Source organism: Vibrio palustris, from assembly GCF_024346995.1.
Taxonomy (GTDB): domain Bacteria; phylum Pseudomonadota; class Gammaproteobacteria; order Enterobacterales; family Vibrionaceae; genus Vibrio; species Vibrio palustris.
On sequence record NZ_AP024887.1, the window covers coordinates 985,953 to 1,011,080 of the forward strand.

17 protein-coding genes are annotated in these 25,128 nt (G+C 39.8%); 8 read left to right on the forward strand and 9 right to left on the reverse strand.

Annotated elements, in window-relative coordinates; genetic code table 11:
* The first annotated feature begins 1 nt into the window (after position 1).
* The 3 genes from dptG (at position 2) to OCU30_RS04875 (ending at position 8,536) form a co-directional block, all read left to right on the forward strand.
* Positions 2-1,339 (forward strand): DNA phosphorothioation-dependent restriction protein DptG, encoded by a 1,338-nt coding sequence (gene dptG, locus OCU30_RS04865; RefSeq protein WP_077313488.1) that lies wholly within the window; start codon positions 2-4, stop codon positions 1,337-1,339.
* Positions 1,320-6,452: a DNA phosphorothioation-dependent restriction protein DptH gene (dptH, locus tag OCU30_RS04870; RefSeq protein WP_077313486.1), complete on the forward strand. Its 5,133-nt coding sequence runs from the start codon at positions 1,320-1,322 to the stop codon at positions 6,450-6,452. Before dptG ends, dptH begins: the two co-directional genes overlap by 20 nt.
* A gap of 320 nt (positions 6,453-6,772) precedes the next feature.
* The gene (locus OCU30_RS04875) at positions 6,773-8,536 is read left to right on the forward strand and encodes a DUF262 domain-containing protein (protein WP_159439108.1); all 1,764 of its coding nucleotides are present in this window, start codon (positions 6,773-6,775) and stop codon (positions 8,534-8,536) included.
* A 49-nt stretch (positions 8,537-8,585) separates the two neighbouring features.
* Here the strand turns inward: OCU30_RS04875 and dndE are convergent, their stop codons facing one another.
* The 5 genes from dndE to OCU30_RS04900 form a co-directional block, all read right to left on the reverse strand.
* Positions 8,586-8,933 carry a DNA sulfur modification protein DndE gene (dndE, locus tag OCU30_RS04880; protein WP_077313481.1) on the reverse strand — a complete coding sequence of 116 codons (348 nt, stop codon included), beginning with the start codon at positions 8,931-8,933 and terminating at the stop codon, positions 8,586-8,588.
* Positions 8,933-10,951 carry a DNA sulfur modification protein DndD gene (dndD, locus tag OCU30_RS04885; protein WP_077313479.1) on the reverse strand — a complete coding sequence of 673 codons (2,019 nt, stop codon included), beginning with the start codon at positions 10,949-10,951 and terminating at the stop codon, positions 8,933-8,935. Before dndD ends, dndE begins: the two co-directional genes overlap by 1 nt.
* Positions 10,952-10,960: 9 nt before the next feature.
* On the reverse strand, positions 10,961-12,592 hold the full coding sequence (gene dndC, locus OCU30_RS04890) for a DNA phosphorothioation system sulfurtransferase DndC (RefSeq protein WP_077313477.1): 1,632 nt from the start codon (positions 12,590-12,592) through the stop codon (positions 10,961-10,963).
* Entirely contained in the window at positions 12,592-13,668 is a 1,077-nt protein-coding gene (gene dndB / locus OCU30_RS04895) for a DNA sulfur modification protein DndB (RefSeq protein ID WP_077313475.1), read from the reverse strand. The genes dndC and dndB overlap by 1 nt, the downstream gene beginning before the upstream one ends.
* A 471-nt stretch (positions 13,669-14,139) precedes the next feature.
* Entirely contained in the window at positions 14,140-15,039 is a 900-nt protein-coding gene (locus OCU30_RS04900) for a LysR family transcriptional regulator ArgP (protein ID WP_077313473.1), read from the reverse strand.
* A gap of 107 nt (positions 15,040-15,146) precedes the next feature.
* Between OCU30_RS04900 and OCU30_RS04905 the strand changes: the two genes are divergently transcribed.
* Complete coding sequence (locus tag OCU30_RS04905) at positions 15,147-15,770, forward strand: LysE/ArgO family amino acid transporter (protein WP_077313471.1); 624 nt, start codon at positions 15,147-15,149, stop codon at positions 15,768-15,770.
* Positions 15,771-15,882: 112 nt separating this feature from the next.
* Here the strand turns inward: OCU30_RS04905 and OCU30_RS04910 are convergent, their stop codons facing one another.
* The 4 genes from OCU30_RS04910 to aphA all read right to left on the reverse strand — a co-directional run bounded on the left by OCU30_RS04910 (position 15,883) and on the right by aphA (position 19,400).
* Positions 15,883-16,455 (reverse strand): YceI family protein, encoded by a 573-nt coding sequence (locus OCU30_RS04910; protein ID WP_077313469.1) that lies wholly within the window; start codon positions 16,453-16,455, stop codon positions 15,883-15,885.
* Positions 16,455-16,994 (reverse strand): cytochrome b, encoded by a 540-nt coding sequence (locus tag OCU30_RS04915; protein WP_077313467.1) that lies wholly within the window; start codon positions 16,992-16,994, stop codon positions 16,455-16,457. Before OCU30_RS04915 ends, OCU30_RS04910 begins: the two co-directional genes overlap by 1 nt.
* A 322-nt stretch (positions 16,995-17,316) precedes the next feature.
* A complete protein-coding gene (locus OCU30_RS04920; protein WP_077313465.1) occupies positions 17,317-18,192 on the reverse strand; it encodes an MYG1 family protein in 876 nt (291 codons plus the stop codon).
* Positions 18,193-18,689: 497 nt separating this feature from the next.
* Positions 18,690-19,400: an acid phosphatase AphA gene (gene aphA / locus OCU30_RS04925; protein ID WP_077313462.1), complete on the reverse strand. Its 711-nt coding sequence runs from the start codon at positions 19,398-19,400 to the stop codon at positions 18,690-18,692.
* 426 nt (positions 19,401-19,826) lie between these two features.
* Between aphA and OCU30_RS04930 the strand changes: the two genes are divergently transcribed.
* The 4 genes from OCU30_RS04930 to glpD all read left to right on the forward strand — a co-directional run bounded on the left by OCU30_RS04930 (position 19,827) and on the right by glpD (position 24,918).
* Entirely contained in the window at positions 19,827-20,681 is an 855-nt protein-coding gene (locus OCU30_RS04930) for an MIP/aquaporin family protein (protein ID WP_077313711.1), read from the forward strand.
* Positions 20,682-20,709: 28 nt separating this feature from the next.
* Complete coding sequence (gene glpK, locus OCU30_RS04935; RefSeq protein WP_077313460.1) at positions 20,710-22,239, forward strand: glycerol kinase GlpK; 1,530 nt, start codon at positions 20,710-20,712, stop codon at positions 22,237-22,239.
* Between the two features lie 165 nt (positions 22,240-22,404).
* Positions 22,405-23,175 (forward strand): DeoR/GlpR family transcriptional regulator, encoded by a 771-nt coding sequence (locus OCU30_RS04940; RefSeq protein ID WP_077313458.1) that lies wholly within the window; start codon positions 22,405-22,407, stop codon positions 23,173-23,175.
* Between the two features lie 186 nt (positions 23,176-23,361).
* Positions 23,362-24,918 (forward strand): glycerol-3-phosphate dehydrogenase, encoded by a 1,557-nt coding sequence (gene glpD / locus OCU30_RS04945; RefSeq protein WP_077313709.1) that lies wholly within the window; start codon positions 23,362-23,364, stop codon positions 24,916-24,918.
* The last annotated feature ends 210 nt before the right edge of the window (positions 24,919-25,128 follow it).

Here is a 25,128-nt window from a genome sequence, read left to right on the forward strand (position 1 = left end):
TATGGATAATTTTTCTCTGCCATTTAACTCCGAACTTCCTGAAACAAAAGATAAAGTAGCCAATAAAAATAGTTTGAATAGTTTTTTACCTATTCGAACAAAGGGCAATGATTTTGATTGGAGTGTGGTCATTGGTTTAACGTTGGGCACTTTACTTAGAAAGAAGGTCGAGAACTATAGTTACGATTCTTTTAAGCAAGATTGTCGAAATGCTTTTGAATCGAAACTTAGTCGTAAAGAGTTTTGGCCTGTACTTGAACAAATGTATTTTGATAATGGTGCCTTATTTACGGTGAGTCCTGAAACGTTACTATTTAAGAGCCAAAAAGAGGTTCGTAGTAAAAGTGATGAACGTATCGCTTCTTTATTTACTAATTTACTTCAAGAATTACGTATTAAAGATTTCGATACTAAACTGAACTTTTTAGAGAATGAAATCCTAACAAATCTTTGTAAGCAAATGCGAGAAGACTCTTTTATAGCGAAAGAGTTACCTTATCTACCTTTTTTATCTGATTGCTTTAGAAAAGATCTGCGATTTTTATCCGAACACCCCAAATACTTACTTTCTCAAATTCAGCCATTTTTAAGCTTTTATGGCTTCATTTATGTAGCACAGCTCGCTCTTGTTTTGCCCGAGTGGCGTGCTCAAGAGCCGCAACCTAAGCCTCTGTATTTTATAATGGATCACGAGCGCGCAAGTAACGAGAGGGCTCGTGTAAGAAATCATGGTTATAAATCATTTGAAGAAAGCGCTTTCCGGTTATTTCCATATTTAACCATGCTTGAAATGTTACAACCAGAAAAAACATCGCTACCCGATGGTAAAAAGTTACCTTTGTGGCGGTTAGCTAAAAATATTCAACAAAGCCAGAATGAAACGGTGTGTGAGCGATTAGCTAAATTTGCTAAGGCTTTCAAAGCTAATCGAAATCTAGAAATAGAGCTTGAAGAATCAGACGACGCATTTACATGGTTAGATCAGCTACTCAAACTTAGTGTTGCGCAGTTTGAAGATAAAACAACAGAGCGTCCTGCGATTAACCGCAAGTATGTAGCGGAAATCGAAAAGCATTTAGCTTCAGGTTTTGTTCATCGTAGAGGTCGAGCTGGGCGCATATTAGTTCTTAATCAGGAATATTTACTGCTTTTAGCTAATTTAGCGATCGGAGAAAGAGATAAACTACGTTTTCAAGAGTTAGTGAGTGAATTTGAAGCTCGAGGTGTTTATTTAGATAAACAAACACAGCTAGAGTTAATTAAGTTCTTTGAGCGTATTGGTAATGTGGAAAAAATGAGTGATAGTGGAGACGCAGTTTATGTCCGAAAAACAATTTGAAAAGTTTCTTGCTGAGCGATTTGTGCAACAAGCGAGTCAGGATATAAAGCCAGGATTTCGTTATCAATTTAAATCACCAGATAACGAAAATAGTGAGCGTCTATTTTTGGCGATGAAAGCTCGTACTACTGGGAGTTTTACTACTCCACATGGTGCCGAGTTATCATATATCGACACAGGAGTCTGTAAAATTATTCCAGTACTCCATGGTGAAGTGGATTCGAGTGCTTACAGCTTTACTGAAAACTATATTTCTCATTTAAGGGATGGCATTGCTAGCCAAGAGAGAGAACTAAAAGGATGTTCTTTGGTTATTATTCACAATAGCCTACTCGATACCTTAATTAATTCTGCAGATAACTTAGCTGCCAAAGGGCAGGTTTGGAGTCCAGAATGTATTCGTGATGCTCTCAAAACATTAGTTGATCAAACAGATCAAAATCACGAAGTTTCTGAATGTTTATTAGATAATCAGTTCGACAATATTCTCGAAGATGGTGCAACCATGTTTGGTTTTGAGAAGCTCTTTAAAGCAGTTGAAGATGGCGATCTGTTATTCCATGAACTAGAGATGTTTGATGACCCGTTGATTACTCAAATGGGGAAAAATAAAAAACAGATTAAAGCTCGCCTTGATATCAACCGGTCTTTATACCAAGAAATATCCTATGAAGTTGAGAACTTTGGCGAGCAGTTACTTGAGCGTTTGAAAAATTTTAGTGAACGCTTTATTCGTAAACATTTTATTGATGCTGAGCCTGATTCTTGGAAGCAACTTGAACTAGAAGAGTTGCTGCAAGAAAAGAAAAATAACGCAAAGCAACAGTTAATCTTGGAAGGAGAAACGCTTACTTCGGGGGACATCATTGCTCGTAACAGGTCGGAGTCCAAAGCAGGAATGCGTGATCGGCATATCATTATTGAATTAGATAACGAACAGACCGAGTTTGAGTTAAAGTTCACCTTTAAAGGTACGAGTGATCTCACTAAACAACAGTTAAAAATTCAACCGGCAAAAGCTTTCGATAATAGAGAGCAATGGACAGTACGAAACTCGTTTAAAAGTGCATTTGCGACATTGAATGCCTCTTTTAGTGGAGAGCCGACTTATTTTACAATTGGTCTTCGTCGGGATAACACATCAGAAAATTACACATTTAAGTGTTTAGTGGTAAGAAAAGGTCAATTCTATCTTGAATCTTTTAAGAATGTATTCACCATTGAACCTCAGAAAAATAAACAGCGGGTAACGATTAATATTGAAGAAAATCGTTTACCGATTAATCCAAATGGTAACTCTTTATGTGAATTAACGGATATCAATCAGGTAGTAAATATTAATCAATACGGTATTGTTGATTTTGAGTCTTTAGCTAATGAATCGGATGAAATAGAGTTCTTTCTTCAATCTGGTGAGCAACAATTAAAATTACGTGTTGAAGGAGCTTTAGCTAAGGATTCTTTACCTTTACCATTGTTGCTTAATAAAGGCCGACTTCATAAGTTGTTTAATGATGAATACAATGGAGAATTCCTGTCAAGCAAAAGCAAAGTGGGTTTAGATAACAGCGAATTTGTTGTTACAGCAATACGTTCCCAGCTTTTAAACTATGAACAACGCTTTATCGATGAAAAGGCCATATGTTTGAAAGACGGAGAGAGTTGTATTTCATTAACTGAGCTTTCTTCATTTGCACCTGAAATTGAACAAGCCTATCACCAATTATTTACCTATCTTGCTGATAAGAAAAGTACACCATCGTTGGTGTCTTGGGGACCTGAATATCTCACTATTGTTGAGCATATTGTTAATGCGTTTCTTGTTTATTTCGAAGCCATTCCAACTGGTGAAAATCTTTCTGAACAACAAAAAACCATATTGAAAATTGGACGAGTTTGGGTTAATGGTGAGGAATATTATTCTCCGTACCATCCATTGGTTTTGGCGTATTATTTAAATTTATGTTGTCAAATTCGAGAAGATGACACGGATAGCTTTGCTCATATTCCTGCTGTTACTTTAGAAAGACTCGTTCCGGCAGGGTTGATGCCTTACTCCTATCATCCATATTATGAATATTCTTATAATCAAACCGTTAAAGAAAATGCGTTTTGGATTAAAAGCGTTCCTCAAGAAAAAAGTTCCTATACTTTTATTCGTAAATTGGTTAAAGAAAAGATTGAAGAGTTTCAGACCGCTTTCAGCCAATTATTCGACGAGCATAATAACAGTTTAATCATAAACTTAGTAAACCAGGAAAAGGCAGAAGAAGTATTTTTAGGTATTGTTGATTATATAAAGGATAATCGTGAACAAGCATCGGCTATTCATGTTAATTTGTATGATGATGATTTTCTCTTTAATGCCTTTGATCATTTTGCTGAAGCGGATAAATACGAATCTATTAAAGCGTGGTTAGGGCTGGATAAAGGTCAGAAATTACGAGAAATCGCGGATTCAGTCATTGATGCATTAAGAACTCGTTTAACCTACAGTAAATTCACAAATTGCCAAGTTGAATCTGAAGGGCAAGCTTATGCTCATCTAACCTTTTTCAGGAATAACAGCAAAGTACACTGTATTGGTGTCGATATCGACAATATGGAATGCAGTGTCGCGGCAGATGGATTATTAGCTGGAGAAGCATCACAAAGCAAAAAAGGATCTTATTACACTGGCTTTGGTCTGGCTAAAGTCACTTATGGTGATAAGCCACATTTGAAAATGGCTAAATTTATTGGGTCATTGACGAAACCTGCGATGGATAAAAATGTTCATTACTATGGTAAAGATGCGGTTTCATTAGCCGTAAGTGAAGACTTCAAAGCGTTATTGAAACGTTCTTATACCAGCTCAGTATGGACAACGATTATTGATCCCAAAGTGACATTGGACTTTTTCCACAGCAACGAAGATGTGGTTCTGATTCATTACTCCGATCAATATACGAGTTCATCCAGTTATGATGCGATTACGGTAACAGCACAGCGTCATTTGTTTGAGAAAGCACTCGAACATGAGAAGGGCGGTTTTGTTGATGAGTTCAATGCCTTTAATGGAGATTGGCTGTTAAAGATGATCAGTGCGCCTACTAATGGTCACAAATCAGCGCAGCAATTTGAAAAGCTGAGAAAAGAGCGACGTGGGATTATTGGTGCATATAAATTTGTCACCAGCATGGTGAGCCAATCGGATATCACCTGGGTTCCATTGTCTGTTGCTGAGATGATCCGTGTGTCGGGTAACCTTGGCTTGAAAATGTCAGATTCTGAATTTTCGCGCAACGTGAATGGCTATCGCAAAGGTGCCATTTCTGATGATGTGTTACTTGTTGGCCTGAAAGATCAAACTCTGTATTTATTACCGCTTGAGGTGAAAACCGGCGCAACACCGGATTACAACAAAGCGGTTGAACAAGCGAAAGAGCTGGGACGTTATCTTACTGAAGATGTACTTGGTGGTGAGGGATTACTAGCTCAGCTATATCGTAGCCTGTTCATTCGCCAAATTTTAATGCAGGTTGATAAATACCAACTTTATAGTGTTTTCAATGACGGCTATTTTGATGCATTACTGGCAGAAAAAGAACAATGGCTAGCTGGGCATTATCAAATCGGAGAAATAGATAACTATCCAAGTGGTTTTGTTGTTAGCCACTTAGAATCTGCTGCTTGTTTAGATACAAACTATCACATACATGACGATGTATTACGTATCGAGCTGCCAATGTCTTTATTGGATTCTTTGGTATCTACACCGTTAAAGTCTTTAATGAATGAGAACATGCTAAAGAGTGTTTTCCATGTTCCAAATGAGTATATTTTGGATATAGCTAGTCCTTCTTATAAAACTCGAAAAAATATTTCTCCGATTCAAGAAGATATCCAAGAACCTAAGGTTAATGTGACTGCTGAAGATGAGACTAGCTCATTACAGCAAGACTTGAGCATAGAAGATTCAATTGCTCGTTGCCGGGTAGAAATAGGTACAGATACGCTCAGTGGTGAAAAAGTCTACTGGGAATATGGCAATAATGATCTGGCTAACCGTCATATGATTATCTTTGGTAGTTCAGGTCAAGGCAAAACCTATTGTATTGAAGGGTTAATGATGGGTTTGGCTGATTCAGCGATAAACTCTCTTGTTATCGACTATACCAGCGGATTTTTACCTAACCATCTAGAGCCAGAATTTGTTGAAAAAATGAATCCTAAATCTAATGTGTTATGTATTGAACCTTTCTCTATGTCGCCTTTCCGAGCTCAAAAACAGGACTTTGGTGGAATCCATGTTGAAGAAAAGCCCCATATGGTGGCTGGTCGTGTAGCTTCTGTCTTTAATAAGGTTTATTCCTCTATCGGGGAGAAACAAATAGCGGTTCTAACTGAGGTTATTGAGCATGGTGTGCAAGCTTATGGCTCGTCTTATTCTTTACAAAATATGCTTGATGACCTTATGGAAGAAGAGACTGTAGGGCCGACATTAGCGAGTAAATTGTCTCCTTTAGTCAAATCCAACCTATTTTCATCGGATAGTAATAAAAGCTGGGAAAGTGTTTTTACTAATAATGAGAATAAAACAAATGTCATGCAACTAGTGTCCCTTTCACATGACATTTCAATGATATGCACAGAATTTTTATTATGGGATTTATATTCTTATGCATGTAGTTATGGCAGTAAGAATAACCCAATCCCAATTGTTTTAGATGAAGTACAAAATCTTGATCATCGTTTAGAAAGTCCATTAGGTAAAATGCTTACAGAGGGGCGTAAATTCGGAGTTTCTCTTATTTTGGCAACACAAACATTAAGTATGCTTCGTAAAGATGAGCAGGATCGCTTGTTCCAGGCATCACACAAATTATTTTTCTCACCAGCAAAAACAGAAACGAAGACTTACGCAAGGATATTGGAGTTAAGTGTTCCAGGAACAAAACAAGCTGATTGGGAAAAACAATTATCAGATTTAGCTAAGGGACAATGTTTGTCTGTTGGCTATCACTTAGATCATGCTGGAAGTTTAAAAATGAGTGTTAAAAAGGTGATGGTTACTGCAATGGAAAGTCGTAAGTTATCGTGTCCAAAACAAGCGAATCAAGTAACTTATTAAGCAGAAAATCACCTGAGGTACTAAAGAAAATATCTCAGGTTGAGTTAGCTAAAAGAAAAGCTGAAGTTGTCACTCTGCGCGAGTGTTATGACAGTACACCAGAGCATTCTCGTGAGATTATGTCGTATATGGAAAAATACAAGCAATTGGGAAAGCTGGTGAAAGAAATATATGGCAGAGGTATCCCTCAGTGTTACTGAGAGGTTTGATGATGAGATTTGAACGTTGTTAGTTGAAGCCACTTATAAACGTGGTGTTCTAGACTATGCGGCAACATTATGTGCATTGGCTTGTGTTTGCAAAAATTGAGTGGATTGTTTATGAAGATAACACCAGAAAGTAAGAGTTTAGAAAAAATCTTAAGTGGATTTGAAACAAGTTACTATGTCCCTGATTATCAGAGGGATTACTCATGGTCTTCCGATGAGGTGGAAACACTTTGGGAAGATGTGACCAATTCTTACGAGCAGTCATCGGAATATTTTATGGGGACTGTTGTCTTAAAAAAGCATAGTGGTTCAGAAGATGAATTTGATATAGTCGACGGGCAGCAAAGATTAGCTACATTCTCTATATTGTTTTCTGTTATTTCTGCTATAAGTGAGTGTTTCAGTTACAATGTGAATTTATTTTCTGATGTGGCAAGAAATGATGAAAATAAAAAAATTGCTAAGAAAATTGAATCTATAGCATCTAGTAGACTTTTAGAAGTTAGTGAACCAGATAATTACTTTTTAAAACTCAACAAAAAAAATGATATATGCTTTCAAAATATAATTAGAAATAGAGATAAGGTGTTATTAACTGAAGATGAAATTAAAGTTAACAGGACAGATAAGCGGCTAATAAAAACACAGAAAACTTTTTATAAGCTAATTTGGGACTCCATTAAAGGTGAAGGTGCTCTTGAATACTTAAAAAATCTACTAATTCATATAGTAAAAAAATTAAAGTTTATTACTATAGAGGTGGAAAATGATTATGATGCATTTCTACTTTTTGAGTCACTAAACTCTAAAGGAATGGACTTAAGTGTATCTGATTTAGTAAAAAATAAAATATTAATGAAGTGGAACGATTCAGTTAATAATGATAATAGTGATTGTCTTCTTGAATCATGGGATTTGATGATTTCTAATATCGAAGCTTCCAGAATTAATCCAGTTGATTTTCTGAGAATATACTGGGAAGCAATTCAAGGCATTAATACAACTAAAAAAGAATTATACAAATATGTTAGTAACTATGTCGATTTATGTGATAGTGGTAAGTTAACTATTTTTACCAAAGACTTATTAGATCAATCAGAAGCACTGTCTATATATGCATCAAAAGATTTGATCTTTCCAACATCAAATCATAAAAGAGAACTATATTTAAAGGCTTTTGGAGATATCAATTCTTTAAAGTATACAACATGTTTACCATTGATAATGTATTGTAGTAAAGTAAAGCCTGAATTATTAGATTGTGCATCTCAATTAAGTTTATCATTTTTATTCCGATGGATTACTATTGGTGGATATTCGGTTGGAGGTGCGAAAAAAGTATTTGATACAGTCATTAAGAATTTAAAAGAAGGTAAAAGTGCTAAATCTGCATTTATGCCATTTTTTAGTTATGAAGAAAAAATTGGTGATGCTGAATTTAAACAATTAATTGCGCAATTTAAAACTCAAGATAATAGTATATCTAAATATATTTGGTCTAAATATGAATTGAACGGAAATAATAATGAGAAGATACCTAATTACTCTGAGATCCATTTAGAACATATTATTCCCCAGAGTCCTCTAAAATGGGAGGGGGAAAGGAAATTTGAGCTTCCCCAAGGTACTGTTATAAAAGACTGGATATATAATATTGGTAATATGACTTTACTTAATAAAAAGCTAAACCAAAAAGAGCAAAATGATGTCTTTTCTAATAAAAAAGATAGCTATAGTAAATCTAGTTTTATTGAGACTAAAACAATAAGCTTAAAGGAGGATTGGCAAGTTAAAGATATTCTTAATCGAGCTAAAGCTTTAAGTGATGTTGCAGAAAGAATTTGGCCTCTAAGTATTGATTTAGTCACTGAATAAGATATTAGAGAGGAAAGTTTCATTCTCCTCTCTATTATCTTATTTTTGATTATATTGTTTGGCTAAAATTAGAAATGCTTTTATGATTTCTAATAGAGGCTACACCATCCTCAACATGAGCAGCCCAAGCTTGTTGGTGCTGCTTACTGTCTAGCTCTGGGTAGTACATTTTAAGTACTAATTCAGTAATATCACTGGTTTCACCTAGCCAAGTAAATTTATCGAGAACCAATGAACCATCCAGTTTTGCTTCTTGGCCGTTATAACGAAAGTCCGTTTCGATTGAACGAAAAAAAGCAATACGAGCAGATACGTTTGGCGTGATGCCGGTATAGCCTTTGAGTTTTTTTAAGTTTTCCTCGGTGGTTTTCGTTAAGTTCATGCGATTAGGTAGCATTATACCGCCTCCTGTCGTGATGGTTGCCAGAAGTAACCTTGCTTAATATGTGATGACTTGGTTTTACCATCAAAGCTAATTTCATAAGTCTTAGCGATATCGTCTTGTATTAGATCGATGTAGTCTTTATCGATTTCTGTATCCGTCGATAAAATCACCACTTGATGACTGGCTGTTGGGAAATAGTTTTCTACCAACTTATCGCGGTGATGTGAATCTAAGCGACCTAATGGCGTGTCTATAATAATGGGTAACTTGTGACCGGATGTAGAACCTAATGCTTCTAGTATCGAAATCGCATAGATTTGCTTTTCACCTGCCGACATGGCTTTACGGCTGATGGCATTGCCTGCTTCATCAATCAAGTCTACATCAAACGTTTTTGGATCGATGCTAGCAGCAAGTTGCAAATCGTCTTTACGTGCCAATTTTTTATACGATTCAACAAAGTTTTGCTCTAGTGTTTTTACACGAGCTTTGGTGAGTTGCTCTGAGAATTTATCGAGTAATAAAATCCCATTTTGTGCGTTCTCAATACTTGCGTTTTTATTAGCGCTGTCTTTGTGCTTGTCGTGCAGTTTTTGAATTTGACGAGCTAAGTCTAGAGCTTCACGCATAGCTTGTTTTGCAGATTCTAAAGTTTCTACGTATTTACTGATAAGATCTTGTTTCTTTTTATCTAAATCTCGAATTTTGTTCAGTGTTGTTTGTAGTTGCTCTTGCTCTGGCGCACGAGCGACGTTTTCCGAGATATGATCGAGTTCATTTTCCACAACTGTGAGGCGGTTGCGAGCTTCATCAAAGCGTTTAAATGACTCTTGACTGCTGTGATTAATTTGGTAATCGATCGCGCTTGCTTGGCTTTCGGAAATATCAAATAGCAGCTCAGCGCTTTCTGTCGCATTCATGTACTCGTTAAAACAATCACTGATAGCATCCATAGCAACGGGAGCAGAGCTGGCTAAACGAAATGAAAGATCTTGGCGTAATGTATCAAGAAAAGAATCCAACTCTTTACCGAAATGTTGTTTCTGTTTGGTGGATTGCTCTTGTTGAACTTGCTGAAGTAACGCTTTCATGGTTTTCGGAGCCAGTGCAAAAGGTAAGCTGGTTTCCATTTCCATGCGTAGCTGTTTCTCAAGCTCTACCTTTTCTTTTAATAACACATCAATTTTATGTGTTTCTTGCTCTCTAGTTTCTGCCCAGGCGCCGCCATTTTGAGAAAGCTCATTTTCTAAATTAAGAATGTCTCTTGAGACTAACTCAATTTGCGCATCAATAATGTCGGCTTCACCACGTAAGCTTTCTGCTTTTCGTTCACTGGATATACGTTGCTCATCGAGTTGATCAAGCTGCTCTTTGATGGATTGAGAGAGGGAGGCTGAACCCTGTTTTTTAAGGTAGATATTTAAATCGCTTTTGAGCTTACTAATAATGTCTAAACCCAATAAGCGACGTACTGCGGTTTTGAGTACGGTACCGGATTGATCTTCAGCTAGCTCGGCAATTTTTTCACCATCAAAAAAGAATAGATCAGCAATGCCATTCGGGATTAATTCATTCAAAAATCCTTGGCACTGTTTGTAGGAGAGCTCAGTTAATGCTTCGCCATCTTTTTCTAAATGCAGTTTGTCGAGCTTACCTTTTTTCCAATTACGGACGACTTTATAGGTATTTTCTTCGCCTGATTGGTTATGCCTAAACTCTAATTCAATAGATGCATTGTTTGGGTTATTAGAGCCGGAGCCCTTATGAACAAGCTCGGCCAAAGCCTCAGCATACTCATTGTCATACATGAGTTTACCAAACGACTGACGGCCGTACAGGGCGAGACGTACTGCTGTTAAAATTGAGGTTTTACCTGCGCCATTCAATCCGCCAAACAAGATAATCGGGCGTTCTGTACCTGATATTTCATCGCCTTTTGCGTTACGCACTGCCGAAGAGGGGCTTAAATCAATTTCGTGCAAGCCACAAAAAACGCGAAAATTATGAAGAGTAAGTTTTGTAATTAACATATTTAGATCTTAAAACTCTTTCTTTAGTAAAGCATCAATCTCATCAAGTTGTTCGTTATAGCGATTGATTTCTTGTTGGTGAATATCGTATGCAGACTTACTTTGTAAGTTAGAATGCTTTTCTTTGATAGACTCTAGGCTACCCCAGTCTTGTTTTAACAATGATGCGACTTTATCATTAATACCACTACGACGGCTCAACCCTTCCATAGAAACCTCAAGTTCGATGAGCTTCATAATCATTTCTGGTGCTACATCATAGTCGTTACTTAGCTCTTGAAGTAATTGAGCATCATCTTTGCCAAAGCTAGCACTATCGTCATAGACCCAATCTAGATCGAAGCCGTAAACCTCTCTGAAGAGCGCAGGAAGTGAATCATTCCAATCGGGTTCGTTTGGATCATGAATCCATTCCTGACGAATAGCATGCAATTCAGGTACTGTAATCAGTTCAATTTCGCGTTTTTCATCTTTAAAACGTTTGTCTAGCTTTAATAGCTCTTTTAGCCATTGCTTACGATATTTTAACCAGTACGGACCCGGTATGTGTTTGCGATCGCTGGCAATGTCTTCGCCTTCTTTTGCATACTGATAAGAGACTTTTCCCGTACGACGTTTATAGTTACGGAATTCATTTTTATTGGCTGGATCTGTGGTAAAAGCAAGTTTATTGCGAAACTCAAGTAGTGGTGCCATCCACTCTTCACCGTTACTGATCAAGCTCTCCATCGCGCGGTCTTTCGTGACGACCGTACACGTCCAACACCCAAAACGTGAATTACCACAAGATGGGGTCGTTTCATCAATCACCATAGGGCACTCGCCTTGGCCAGATGAATCTTTATAGAGATTCCATAACGTTAGGTTTTTAGAACCCCATGGATTTTCCCACTCTAATTCATATTTATTTTGCCAAATATTTTTTGTTCCGTATGGCGTTTCTTTCGTTTCTAGATGACAAAGACGAAGTATTTTCCAAACATCATCGACAGCCCAATTATCAATAGGAGTGAAGATAAATGCATTGGCTAGGGTAGTATGCCGAGCGAGTCGAGTACCATCGATTTTGTGTTTCGCGATTACTTGAGCACGCGAGGCACTTTCTTGGCTACGAGAGCCTAATACGACAATGACTTCGTCGTATTTTGATACTGTTGATTTAATAAAATCGCTAACAGGATCGATTTTCATACGTTCAGTACACCAACGGAATGAGCGTGTTGGTGCGGGATAACCTTTACCCAATAAGTTGACCCAGAAAGTATCATTGCTCTCTGGAACTACTTTATGAGTGGTAATCGGCAGTTCATCGCGTTTAGCCCCTTTTTCAATGGCATCTAACGAGTCTTTTATATGGTTTACAACTACGGGAGTTTCAACCAAAGTATCTGATGAGACGACAAATATAGGCTTTGTTCTTTCTTCTTTAGGTAGGCCAAGCAGTGCCATGTAGACCAATGACATAACCGCAGATGAATCTTTACCACCACTATAGCCAATAACCCATGGTCTATTATCTGCACAATAAACTCGTTGAACATCTGCGATGTAGTGGCTTAGTTTGTGACTGGCAAAGTCTTCGTTATTTATAAATTCTTCATACTCTGCTAAATCTTCAGCCAGTAGGAGTTCTTCTATCATTACAGTTGCTTCTCTAATGCTTTTTCGTCAGGAGTTAATGCAAGCCCTAACTTGAGTTTTAATGCGTTGCTCGTTAAATTAATATTCGTTGTCGATTTGGATATACGGCCGTGATTCATGGTTCTTTTTATCCATTCTGGGTTCGCTTTGCGCCAATCGACGGATTGTAACTCTTTTATGTGTGTTTCCCAATCATTCGGGTACTCGCTGAGTAATTGTTTTCCTAGTAACCCTAATGCCTGCAAGGCGACGCCATGTGCATGTATGTATTCTTGCCTTAGTTTGGCAGGGGAGACTTCTTTGTTAAGCATCATTTGCCAATCGGGGATAGTGCTCGTTACCGCTTGCCAGTACTTTATCGAGATATTTTTTTCTTCGTCAGTAAAGCCTTCTTTATTACCTTTACCAAAAAGTGCTTTGGTGGCTTGCTTGATAGAACTCAACGTAAATAGTTTGTTAGAACGAGGACTAACGTTGGATTTTTCCATTTCGGTGAAGCCAATGAAAGGTTTCACTTCTAAGGCGAGATAACGAGCTAAATCTGAACTTTCATCGCGATGATCGTAGAGTGTACCTAATGATGTACTAGGTTTAACGGCGTATTTGTTGAGGTCTGCGAACATTTGCTGACTTTTTTCCAATCCTTCATCGACAAAGAAAAGGACAGGAAGATTGTCTTGTCCAAGATCTGGATTTTCTCTTAGTGCTTCTTCAATCGCTTTGCGTCGATGCTGTCCATCATTAATGAGAATTTGTGCATCCATTGGTACTTTTAAGATACCTAGATTTGGAGCATCCCCCATATCTTCGAACGAAATTTCTGTTCCGACTGAAACAGTTAAAGCAGAAAATACATAATCTTTGGGGTTATCTAAAAGATACTTAACCATGTCAGGTATACGAGTTTTGTTGAGTGTTCTTTGCGCTCGTAATTCTGGTGGAACATCATCTTCGTTATAACTAAAAATTTTAGGAATAATTCTTAAAGGGCATGTTGCAATATAAAAAGGTCGACCTGCTTGAATTCCTCTTACAGCAGGGAATGAGTAGCAGTATCCTGAGTCGTTATGTTGCATAATAAATTGATCCAGTATGTCATTCTTTCTACTATTGTATGTCATTTTTAACATACAATAAAGAGTGATAACAAACACGATAAATAAGTACTTAAATTTATAGACTTAACTGAAGTTTAGGGCTGACTTAACTTTTCTCTGTTGATTTTTTAGATGCTTCATCATACTCAGATGATTTAAAACTCTTTTTGAATTCAATAGATAAAGCTCTGTTGTTAAATATTGGAAATCATACAACAATAAAGTGGGATCAAAACATAATGAACAGTCTCATCTGGTTTTCTATTTTTAACGGTTAGCTATCATTTTTACTGTAATGCAGTATTAGGTAGGGAGCTTGAATAGTCATGATGTTATGCGACGAGTTTCATTTTTTGAATGACTATCTTCGTACAAATAAGCCCTTATCTATAATGATCGCCCCTAGGCTCTATCGATTGCGTGGCTCAATCCAGGCGGGGGTGATAGCGTTTATGGATACAAAAACTGGCTGGCTTCTTTGGTAATTGCTTGAGTAATGTGCGCTAATACGCGTGAGCGAACGCCCGCGTGTTGCCAGTACAGCGGCTCATACAGTGACACGTCCGGAGCGATATTCACGAGTTGCTGCGTTGTAAGCGAATCTCCCAGTAAACCATCGAGCGTTACACACCATCCCATACCTAATTTCGCTGCTTCTACAATCCCTGTTGCACTGGGGACATAGTGCACCTGCTGGGGCAGCACGTCTCGCCCGGTGACCTTTTCAATAAATCGCTTTTGTAAAAAGTCTTTATGATCATAATCAATCATCGGAGCGTGTTGAAATGCATCCACAGTGAGGCCGTGACGAAAATAGCGGTGATACATTTCGGATGTCGCAACCGCGCAATATCGCATGTTGCCAAGTTTATGCACCGTACACCCTTGTAGGGCTTTTGGCTTCGATGTGAGCGCGCCAATCACTTGGCCATTTCTTAAATGTTCTAAAGTGAAATCTTCATTATCAACACGAATATCAAATTGATACCCATGAGCGTGGTAAAGCGGTTGGAGTGCCTTAAGTAGCCAAGTGGATAACGAGTCTTCATTCACCGCAATCGACAAGATATTGGTATGAGCGGCGGCCGGCTCATCAGGTAGAAAATCCGCCATAACTTCCGATTCGAGTAAAGACATGGGTTTTACTCGCGTGAGCAATTGGGTGCCCGCAGGGGTTGGTTTACATGGGAATTGTCGTACGATCAGTAATTGTCCTAAACGATCTTCTAGCTGCTTAATACGCTGTGATATCGCAGAAGGGGTAACTGACAATCGTTTAGCGGCACGTTCAAAACTGGTTTCTTCGATCACAGTGATAAACGCGATGATTTGCGGGGAGAGTAAGCTCATAATGTATGATTAAGAATATCTAAACTTAAATAAGATTATTTAATTATACTAATTTATATAGGGCATGCATACTCGCATCTCAAATAAAAAGACAGAAAGGGTAGTGTATGTTGCTTACTTCAGCCATGAGCGGTTTTACGTCGGGGATGGGATTATTAATATGCGTTGGCTCACAGAATGCATTTGTGCTCAAACAAGGCCTGTTACGTCATCACTTATTCGCGGTTGCTGCCACTTGCATTTTGAGCGATATCATATTGATTTCATCGGGTATTGCTGGATTAGGTACTCTGGTTAAGCATTGGCCAAATGTGATGGAGTTTGTGCGTTATACTGGCGTGGTGTTTTTGGCATGGATGGCGTTATCCTCAGCAAAACAAGCATGGTACGGTAATGCTCATTTGACGCCTTCTGGCACCGCGCCTGCGCATATTAAGCCAGTACTGATGAGCTGTTTAGCGTTTACTTGGCTTAATCCACAGGTGTATCTGGATACCGTATTTATGTTAGGCAGCTTATCAATGCCTTACAGTGGTATAGAAAAATGGAAGTTTGCGATTGGGGCATTAACGGCGAGTGCTATTTGGTTTGTAGCGATCACCTATGGTGCCAAAGTATTATTACCGTTATTTCGTAAGCCGCATGCGTGGCGTGTTCTGGATACAACGGTGGCTCTTATGATGGTTTATTTTTGCGTGTCTTTGTTAACTACGCCACTGATATCATCGTGATGAGTCCACCTGAGTGAAGATAAGCGAAAGGAATAACCCAAGCTAATGTTTGACTGACGATGAAAAAGCCGGCAATAAGCCGGCTTTAAATGTTGTAAGAATGACGCAAGGGTTAACCTTGCTTAACACCTTCAACGAACAATTCAAGATCGACTTTTTTAACCATACCCATCGCGTCAATATTAAAGTCCGCGAGGTTAAGTGTGGTGGTACCAGTAAAGCCAGCACGTTCACCACCCCATGGATCATCACCTGCCCCCACTAAATGAGCGTGGATAGTAATAGGCGCGGTTTCACCGTGCAGTGTTAAGTTACCTTTGATATCGAAGTTTTTATCACCGGTTGAAACGACTTTAGTGCTTGAGAACTTCGCTGTTGGGTAGTCCTCGGCATTAATGAATTCATCGCTACGTAAGTGTTTATCACGTTCTGCATGGTTAGAATCGATGCTGTCTGTTTTGACTGTCACATTCACGGTAGATTTTTCAATGTGTTCAGGATCGAATGAGAAGGTACCTGAGAAAGTGTTAAAGCGACCTGTGTTATAGCTGTAGCCAAGATGACTGGCTTGCCAATGAATCGCTGCGTGAGCGCCTTTGGTATCAATCACATAGTCAGCAGCATTGGCGGTTAGCGGGGCAAATGATGCACAGGCTAGTGTGAGTGCGAGCAAACGTTTGTTCATTATTTAGAAACTCCAATCATTTTTTTCAACGTATTATCTTTATCGATAAAGTGGTGTTTCAGTGCTGCGAGTGCATGCACTGTCGCGGTAATAATTAATGCCCAAGCGGCATAGGTATGGATCATGCCTGCGATATCCGCTTGATGTTTGAAAAGCTGGCCAGCGCCAGGAACATTGAACCAATTAAATACTTCAATAGGGCGTCCGTCTTCGGTTGAGATGAGATAGCCGGAAATAAAAATCAGTAACAAGTCGAGATATAAAAAGTGGTGTGCACTATGCGCGGCTTTTTTCTCAAAGGCTGTTCCTTCAATGCTAGGTGAAGGGGTTTTGATTTTCCAAATGATGCGAAAAATGGTCAGGAAAGCGAGCAGAAGGCCAACCGATTTATGCCAATGAGGCGCTTTGTGATACCAAGTGCTGTAGTAAGTCAAATCGACCATCCAGAGCCCAACAGAGAACATACCGATGATGATTAATGCACTCACCCAATGCGCAGTGCGAGCAATACCGTTGTAATTTTTTACAGGAGTCATCAGCTATTTTCTCTAAATATGTGGGTTACATTAAACATTCAGTTGTTTAACAATTAATAAACATCATCAATGATTCGAGTTTCATTAAACAGGCGGTTTTATGCAATAAGATGTTCTAAATATTTGAACATAGCGCTTACAGTAAGTGCTATTTTACCTGTTGCGTTGCTTACTTTCTGAAGAGTGCTATTTTACCTGTTGCGTTGCTTACTTTCTGAAGAAAGTGGAATAGGAATAACAATGGGGCGGTGACTGGTTTGGAGCGGTAGGTACTGTTAAAAGACCGATGCTCGGAGAGTGACATCGGCCTTTTTATTGTTAAGCGTTAATTCTCTAACGCCATTTGGGCCATTTTCATCGTACTTTCAAATGATGCACAGCCGGCAATAAATAAACCATTGTGACAGAACATGGCATCGTCTAAACCGGTTACGTCTTGTAATTCTTTATCAGATAATCCTGCCCACGGAGCAGGGAGCTTTTTGCGATCTTCAAACGAACCAAGCTCGACAGGGACGGTCTGTATGCGCCATTGCCCAGTCTGGGATGGATAGACCATAAACAGGGCTTCTGGAGATAAATTCAGTACTGTGGTTTTCCATGGCGTATATTTTTCCAATACGATGACTCGTGGATCGGCTGCTTTTTCTATCGCATCCGCGACAATCGATTTTGCGTTTACGCCACCTTTTGCACTGGCAATAAATCGTTCTAAAAGGCGTGAGGCAAAGTCGACTGCTTCATCAAAACAAGCATCAAAATCGCCTTCTTCTTCCCAAGTTGGGTTGAATACTGAGATAGCTTGGCTGAGGCTAATGCCAGTTGCTACGCCTTCAACATAGCCACAATCGACGGCGTCAATGGCCGAGACCAGATTGTTATCCAATGAGTTAGCGACCTCTTGATTCCCTGCGCATATCTCTAAGCCGTATTTTTGCCAAATTAAGCCAAAAGATGAAAAGGGGATACCGTTTTCTCTTTTACCTGCACCGCCTCTTTGATGATGGTCAAAGCGGTCTTTTTCTGCGTCGTAGACTCCGCCGACATCCAAGACAATATCGGCTTTATTGATAACGTCTAAGTCGCGTGTGCGTATTAACGTTATCGATGGGAAAATTTTTTTTAGTGCGGCTACCGCAAAAACATCGTCTGCGTGAAAGTTTCCATTATGCGTTGCGATGACTGGAATTGGTTTGGTCATTATATACATCTCTTTGATTGATATTATTTCACTTAACAGCACACACGTACTCGGCATGAGGATTTTACGGGATTTTCATGCGAGGTGACACCGTTCATTTGCAATACGTGTTGTTGTCATCAATCTCACCGGCACTCATCATCGTTGGTCGGTTCTCTAGCGTGCTTCGGCGGCCTTTTTCAATTAAGGACAAAGCGGGATTATTATCCAAGATCAATACTTAGTGAGATAGTGCTACACCGCGAGCCTATGTGTCATGATGATCACAAAAATTTTCGCTTCGTTTAACTATATTACGGTCATAAAGTCGTCGTAGGGGCGACAGGCAAGTAACGTTAGATTGGGAGAGAAATAAGTATGAAATTAATCATTTTATTGGTCGCTGCAGTTGCATTTACAATGGCAAGCTACGCATAAGTAAACAGTGTGAATGTGTGGGTCAGTCGTTACATCGGTGAGTACAGGCCGCTCTGTGTAGAGCGGCCTGTTTTTACGTATTAATACTGAGAGTTCTTCAGCACACGCTCACCGTAAATACCATTTTTAGGTACTGGCTTGTAGCTTGAATTGGCGGCACGCATCACGCGAATACCCTCTGCCCCTGCTTGACGTGCTGAGATGATATCGCCGTCGGCATCCCCGTAGTAAATCTTAATATCATGCTTTTTGATATACGGTGTTTTTGTATATACATCATGGCTTGAGCCTGCAAACATGACATCGTGCATATTTTTGATGTGAAATGTTTTTTGTAAATATTTTGTGGTGAAATTACATTTAGAACCGGTTCTTCCAGTAATAAAGTAAATGTCATCACCGCGTTTTTGGTGCATGGCAATCAACTGCTCAGCAATGTGCTTAGGCATGCTAAATTTATCCCAACCACAGTTAGCTTTGTCCCAAAATTTTTGATTTTTAAGGTAGCTATATCCGTTCGGTGAGAACTCTTGTTTACCACGGTAGAACACAGGAGAGCTAAATAGGCTGGTATCATCAATATCGAAACCCACAGCCATCGGCGGCTTACCAGCCAATTCTTTTTTTAAGTCAGCAACCGATACCATATTGAGATCGTTTGGAATCCCTTTGTTGAGGAGCTCAACGGTAGAGTAACCAGTATGTGTACCTGGTGTCTTAGGATCCGCGTGGGCGGTGTTCACTAGTGCACAAGTTATTAGGGCTGCGGTAGTTAGTACTGTATGACGCACAATGTCATCCTTTTCAATAGATCAATACACTCATTCACGCTAATACTGCCAAATGAAAACAGATTATTATCGTAAACAACAAAACGCGCGAGTATACAGTAATCAACAGGACTTTTGTTTGAAGTCTGCATGATTATCGGTAGAGAATGCCTATTAAAACCCTCATTTTTATTACTTTATGTGCCATCTATGGCAAAAAATCTCTAGCTTCTGTTGGTGAACCGCCTTTCTAGGCTTAATAACAGGATAAAAATTCGTCACCATCTTTAATGAGATGTGGCGTATTTAACAATTTTGCTACCTTTTGTTCATCTTTTCATGTTCGAACGCTCATTTTTTCTGATTGTTTGTTTTCGTAAACGTTTATTTATGCAGAATGGCCTTAACGTTGGGGTAAACAACGATGATAACAATAAGGGAATGAAAATGGATACGAACAGAAAACCTACACTCATAGGGCAATGTATTGCCGAATTTATTGGTACTGGATTACTCATTTTTTTCGGGGTCGGCTGTGTTGCCGCTGCCGTACTGACGGGGGCGCAGTTTGGACAATGGGAAATTAGTATCATTTGGGGCTTTGGTGTCGCTGTCGCGATATATTGTACCGCCGGTGTGTCTGGTGCGCACTTAAACCCAGCAGTGACAATTGCTCTGACGGCTTTTCATGGGTTTAATAAAGCCAAAGCATTACCCTACATTATTGCACAATGTGCAGGCGCATTTTGTTCTGCCGCTTTAATTTATGCATTGTACTCGCCGTTATTTACTCAATACGAAATCACTCATAATATAACCCGCGGTAGTGAAGCGGCTTTAGCCACGGCCGGTATCTTCTCAACTTATCCAAATCCACTATTGTCTTTCGGTGGCGCGTTCTTTGTTGAATTTACGATTACAGCCGTACTAATGTTAGCGATTTTAGCACTAGGAGATGAACACAATGGCGCGCCTCGTGGGCCAATTGCACCGTTACTGATTGGTATTGTCATTGCCGTTATTGGTGGATCTCTTGGGCCGTTGACAGGGTTTGCGATGAACCCAGCTCGTGATTTCGGTCCTAAACTTTTTGCCTATTTAGCTGGTTGGGATTATGCCCTAACAGGTGCCAAAGATATTCCATATTTCATTGTACCGATTTTGGCTCCTATTGCGGGTGCCTGTTTTGGTGGATGGTTATATCCAAAAGCGATAGCGGCTTACTTACCGCAGCAAGGCCATGGATGTACCATTCCGAACCAATGTGAACCAACAGAAGAAAACGAACAAGCGCATGCTTGAGATAAAAAAATATAACAAGGATTTTACCATGACTGATCAAAAATATATTGTTGCTCTTGACCAAGGTACCACTAGCTCACGGGCCGTGATTTTGGATCATGATTCGAATATCGTGAGTACTGCGCAGCGAGAATTCACACAAATCTATCCGCACGCGGGTTGGGTTGAACATGATGCATTAGAAATTTATGCGACACAAAGCTCTGTACTTGTTGAGGTTTTAGGTCAATCAGGTATTCGTAGTGATCAAATCGCAGCAGTCGGAATCACTAACCAGCGTGAAACCACGATTGTTTGGAACAAAGAAACGGGTAAACCGGTATATAACGCCATTGTTTGGCAATGTCGCCGTACGGCCGAGATTTGTGAACAATTGAAAGCACGTGACGGTTTGGAAGATTACGTGCGTGAAGCGACGGGCTTATTATTGGACCCGTATTTCTCAGGCACCAAAGTTAAGTGGATTCTTGATAATGTCGAAGGTGCTCGCGAAGATGCGGAAGCTGGCAAGCTATTGTTTGGTACTGTGGATACGTGGCTAGTTTGGAAGATGACGCAAGGCCGTGTTCATGTGACGGATTATACAAATGCTTCAAGAACTATGCTGTTTAATATTAATGACAAGTGTTGGGATCAAAAGTTATTAGATGAGCTAGGTGTTCCTGCGAGCATGATGCCAGAAGTACGCTCTTCGTCTGAAGTGTATGGTGAAACTAACATTGGTGGTAAAGGTGGGACGCGTATTCCTATCGCGGGGATAGCCGGTGACCAGCAAGCCGCCTTGTTCGGACAAATGTGTGTTGAGCCAGGTGAAGCCAAGAACACCTATGGTACTGGTTGTTTCTTGTTAATGAACACTGGACAAGAGAAGGTATCGTCTACTCATGGACTATTAACAACGCTAGCATGTGGCCCTAAAGGTGAGCCGGCCTACGCACTTGAAGGCGCGGTATTTATGGGCGGTGCGGCGATTCAATGGCTACGTGATGAAATGAAGCTGATTGATGATGCCATGGACTCTGAATATTTTGCGACCAAAGTGGATACGTCCAATGGCGTGTATGTCGTACCAGCCTTTACCGGCTTGGGGGCTCCGTACTGGGATGCGTATGCACGAGGCACTATTGTTGGCTTAACGCGTGGTGTTAATTCGTCGCATATTGTACGCGCTACTTTAGAAAGTATTGCCTATCAAACGCGTGACGTTCTCGATGCGATGCAAGCGGATTCAGGGATCAGTTTAGCCGCGCTGAAAGTTGATGGTGGCGCTGTAGCCAACGACTTTTTAATGCAATTTCAATCAGATGTACTTGATACCGAAGTATTACGACCTAAAGTTACCGAGGTGACGGCGTTAGGTTCAGCGTATCTGGCTGGCTTAGCGGTTGGGTTCTGGGATAGCATTGACGAAGTACGTAATAAAGCGACCATTGAGCGCCATTTCTATCCTCATCATGATGAGGAAAAACGTAACCGCCGTTATAAAGGATGGAAACGTGCCGTAAAATGTGCACAAGTCTGGGCCGAATTACATGAAGACGAAGAAAACGAAGACTAATATCGCTCGGCGATAAACCGTTAAAAAGAGTGCTCAAACGAGCACTCTTTTTATTTAATCGAACATTATCAGGGTGTTTTACTTCTCTAATGGTGAAAATTGACGCAAAATAAGTGTTTAAGATGCCAGCAACGCTAAACAGATAGCATGAAGTAGGGAGTAATAGTGAAGCAACTACCTAGACATCAACAGATAATTGAACTGGTGAAAAATCAAGGTTATATCAGTACTGAAGAGCTGGTAGAACAATTTAATGTGAGTCCTCAAACTATTCGGCGTGATCTCAATGAGCTTGCTAATGAAAATTTAATTCGTCGATATCATGGTGGCGCTACGAGTCCGTTAAGCTCAGAGAATACGTCGTATTCGACTCGTAAATCACAGAATTTAAATGAAAAAGATCTGATTGCGGAGGAGGTCGCTAAACACATCCCTGATGGTGCGACACTGTTTATTGATATTGGTACGACGCCAGAAGCGGTCGCACATGAGCTAAATAAACAGCACAAACGTCTGCGTATCGTGACCAATAACTTAAACGTGGCGAGTATCTTGTTAAGTAACCCGGAAATAACCGTGATCTTAGCAGGCGGTGAAGTTCGTGATAGAGATGGCGGGATTGTCGGTGAAGCAACCTTGGATTTTATTCAACAGTTTCGTTTAGATTTTGGCATTCTGGGGATCAGTGGGATTGACTTTGATGGCTCTCTTTTAGATTTTGATTATCATGAAGTCAGAGTCAAACAAGCGATTATTGAAAATAGTCGTCGTGTTTATTTAGCCGTGGATCATAGTAAGTTTGGACGTAATGCGATGGTGAAGTTAGGTAATATCGCACAGATTGATATGCTGTTTACTAATCAAAACCCGCCAGATAACATTGCTGCCATCTTGGCTGATAATGACATTCCATTTCAAGTAGCGGTGCGACTTTAGCAAGCACAATCTCTTTTCATTTTTATAACAAGCGCGATTCCCAATGTTGGAATGGCGCTTTTTTTGTGCTCAAATCACACAAACGAACATAAACGAAAATAAATGATGATCATAAACGAAACTTGCGTTAAGGTAACCGTTAACAAGTTATCGATCGTTTTCTCACATATTTTTCAAGGTTTGTTTATGAATAATTACACATCAGAATCAGCAAGCAGTATTCTCGATATGATCATCGTTGGCGGAGGGATTAATGGTGCTGGTATCGCCGCTGATGCCGCAGGACGCGGACTGACTGTGGGATTATATGAAGCGAATGACTTTGCTTCAGCAACATCATCAGCCAGTTCTAAATTGATTCATGGTGGCTTGCGTTATCTTGAGCACTATGAGTTTCGCCTAGTATCTGAAGCATTAGCAGAGCGCGAAGTGCTATTGAAAAAAGCGCCGCATATCGCTTTTCCAATGCGGTTTCGCCTACCTCATCGCTCCTTTTTACGACCAGCTTGGATGATCCGTTGTGGTTTATTCCTTTATGATAATCTCGGTAAACGCTCTACATTACCGTCAAGTCATAAAGTTGATTTAACGAAGACGGGTTACATGAAGCCAGAAATGAAAGTGGGTTTTGAATACTCGGACTGTTGGGTCGATGACGCGCGCATGACGCTACTTAATGTTATGGCGGCAAATGAAAATGGCGCTGAAACGCGCAACTATTGCTTAGTTGAAAAAGCTCAGCGTATTGGCGATTTGTGGGAAGTGACCGTATTGGACCAAAATACGGGCGAGCGTTTCACACGTCAAGCACGTGCTTTAGTCAATGCGGCAGGCCCTTGGGTGAAAGAATTTTACGATACTGCTATTCAGGCACCAGCACCGCGCGGCGTGCGTTTAATTCAAGGTTCGCACTTGGTGGTTCCACGTTTGCATGATGATCCCCAAGCCTATATTTTACAAAATAAAGATAATCGAATTGTCTTTGTTATTCCTTACTTGGATAAATTTTCAATTGTTGGCACAACGGATCAGGAATATAAAGGTGATCCACGTGAAGTCACCATCACGGAAACAGAAATCGATTACTTATTAGATGTTGTTAATCAACACTTTGTGAAGCAACTCGACCGAGAAGATATTGTGTGGTCTTACAGTGGTGTTCGTCCTTTATGTGATGATGAGTCCGACTCGCCACAAGCAATCACTCGCGACTATACGCTCGAACTTGAGCAATCAGGTAAGCAAGCGCCCGCGTTAACAATTTTTGGCGGTAAACTAACCACTTACCGTAAACTTGCTGAATCTGCGATGAAAAAATTGGAAACGTTTTTCCCACAGATGGGACAGCCTTGGACAGCAACGCAAGCGCTGCCCGGTGGTGAGTTTAGTTGTTCACGGGATAAGTTAACACACTCTATTTGTACTCAATATCCGTGGTTAGCTGAAGAAACTGCTTTTCGTTATGTTAATCAATATGGTACATACACATGGGCTATGTTGGATGGCAAAGCGAAAGAAGCCGATATGGGGCGGGTATTTGCCAAGGGTGTGTATCAAGGCGAAATTGATTACATGATTGCGAAAGAGTTTGTCAAAACAGGCACTGATGCACTTTGGCGTCGTAGTAAGCTGGGCCTGTATTTAGATGATGCCCAGCAGGGTGAGGTTGACGCGTATATCAAACAGGTGCTGGCCAGCGGTCAACATCAAGAATCAGCGTATCCTTTATCTCAAGTGAGCTAAACACTGGTTTACTTTATATTATTGTAATGATGATATTTTAAATATTAAAAGCCCAAATATTCAATTATTTGGGCTTTTTTATATCCACTGCAGCGCCCGTTATCGCGATCCTCATAAGACGGTTGAAGTTCACAATAATGTTATGTTATAACATTATTTTTCTAGCACGTGATTATCTAGTAATGGTATGTGACTAGAGGTATTTGTTAC

What these genes read in the sequence shown, in the direction of transcription:
- dptG (WP_077313488.1), top strand. Translation starts at nt 2, where the DNA reads ATGGATAATTTTTCTCTGCCATTTAACTCCGAACTTCCTGAAACAAAA.
- dptH (WP_077313486.1), top strand. Translation starts at nt 1,320, where the DNA reads ATGTCCGAAAAACAATTTGAAAAGTTTCTTGCTGAGCGATTTGTGCAA.
- OCU30_RS04875 (WP_159439108.1), top strand. Translation starts at nt 6,773, where the DNA reads ATGAAGATAACACCAGAAAGTAAGAGTTTAGAAAAAATCTTAAGTGGA.
- dndE (WP_077313481.1), bottom strand. Translation starts at nt 8,933, where the DNA reads ATGCTACCTAATCGCATGAACTTAACGAAAACCACCGAGGAAAACTTA.
- dndD (WP_077313479.1), bottom strand. Translation starts at nt 10,951, where the DNA reads ATGTTAATTACAAAACTTACTCTTCATAATTTTCGCGTTTTTTGTGGC.
- dndC (WP_077313477.1), bottom strand. Translation starts at nt 12,592, where the DNA reads ATGATAGAAGAACTCCTACTGGCTGAAGATTTAGCAGAGTATGAAGAA.
- dndB (WP_077313475.1), bottom strand. Translation starts at nt 13,668, where the DNA reads ATGCAACATAACGACTCAGGATACTGCTACTCATTCCCTGCTGTAAGA.
- OCU30_RS04900 (WP_077313473.1), bottom strand. Translation starts at nt 15,039, where the DNA reads ATGAGCTTACTCTCCCCGCAAATCATCGCGTTTATCACTGTGATCGAA.
- OCU30_RS04905 (WP_077313471.1), top strand. Translation starts at nt 15,147, where the DNA reads ATGTTGCTTACTTCAGCCATGAGCGGTTTTACGTCGGGGATGGGATTA.
- OCU30_RS04910 (WP_077313469.1), bottom strand. Translation starts at nt 16,455, where the DNA reads ATGAACAAACGTTTGCTCGCACTCACACTAGCCTGTGCATCATTTGCC.
- OCU30_RS04920 (WP_077313465.1), bottom strand. Translation starts at nt 18,192, where the DNA reads ATGACCAAACCAATTCCAGTCATCGCAACGCATAATGGAAACTTTCAC.
- OCU30_RS04930 (WP_077313711.1), top strand. Translation starts at nt 19,827, where the DNA reads ATGGATACGAACAGAAAACCTACACTCATAGGGCAATGTATTGCCGAA.
- glpK (WP_077313460.1), top strand. Translation starts at nt 20,710, where the DNA reads ATGACTGATCAAAAATATATTGTTGCTCTTGACCAAGGTACCACTAGC.
- glpD (WP_077313709.1), top strand. Translation starts at nt 23,362, where the DNA reads ATGAATAATTACACATCAGAATCAGCAAGCAGTATTCTCGATATGATC.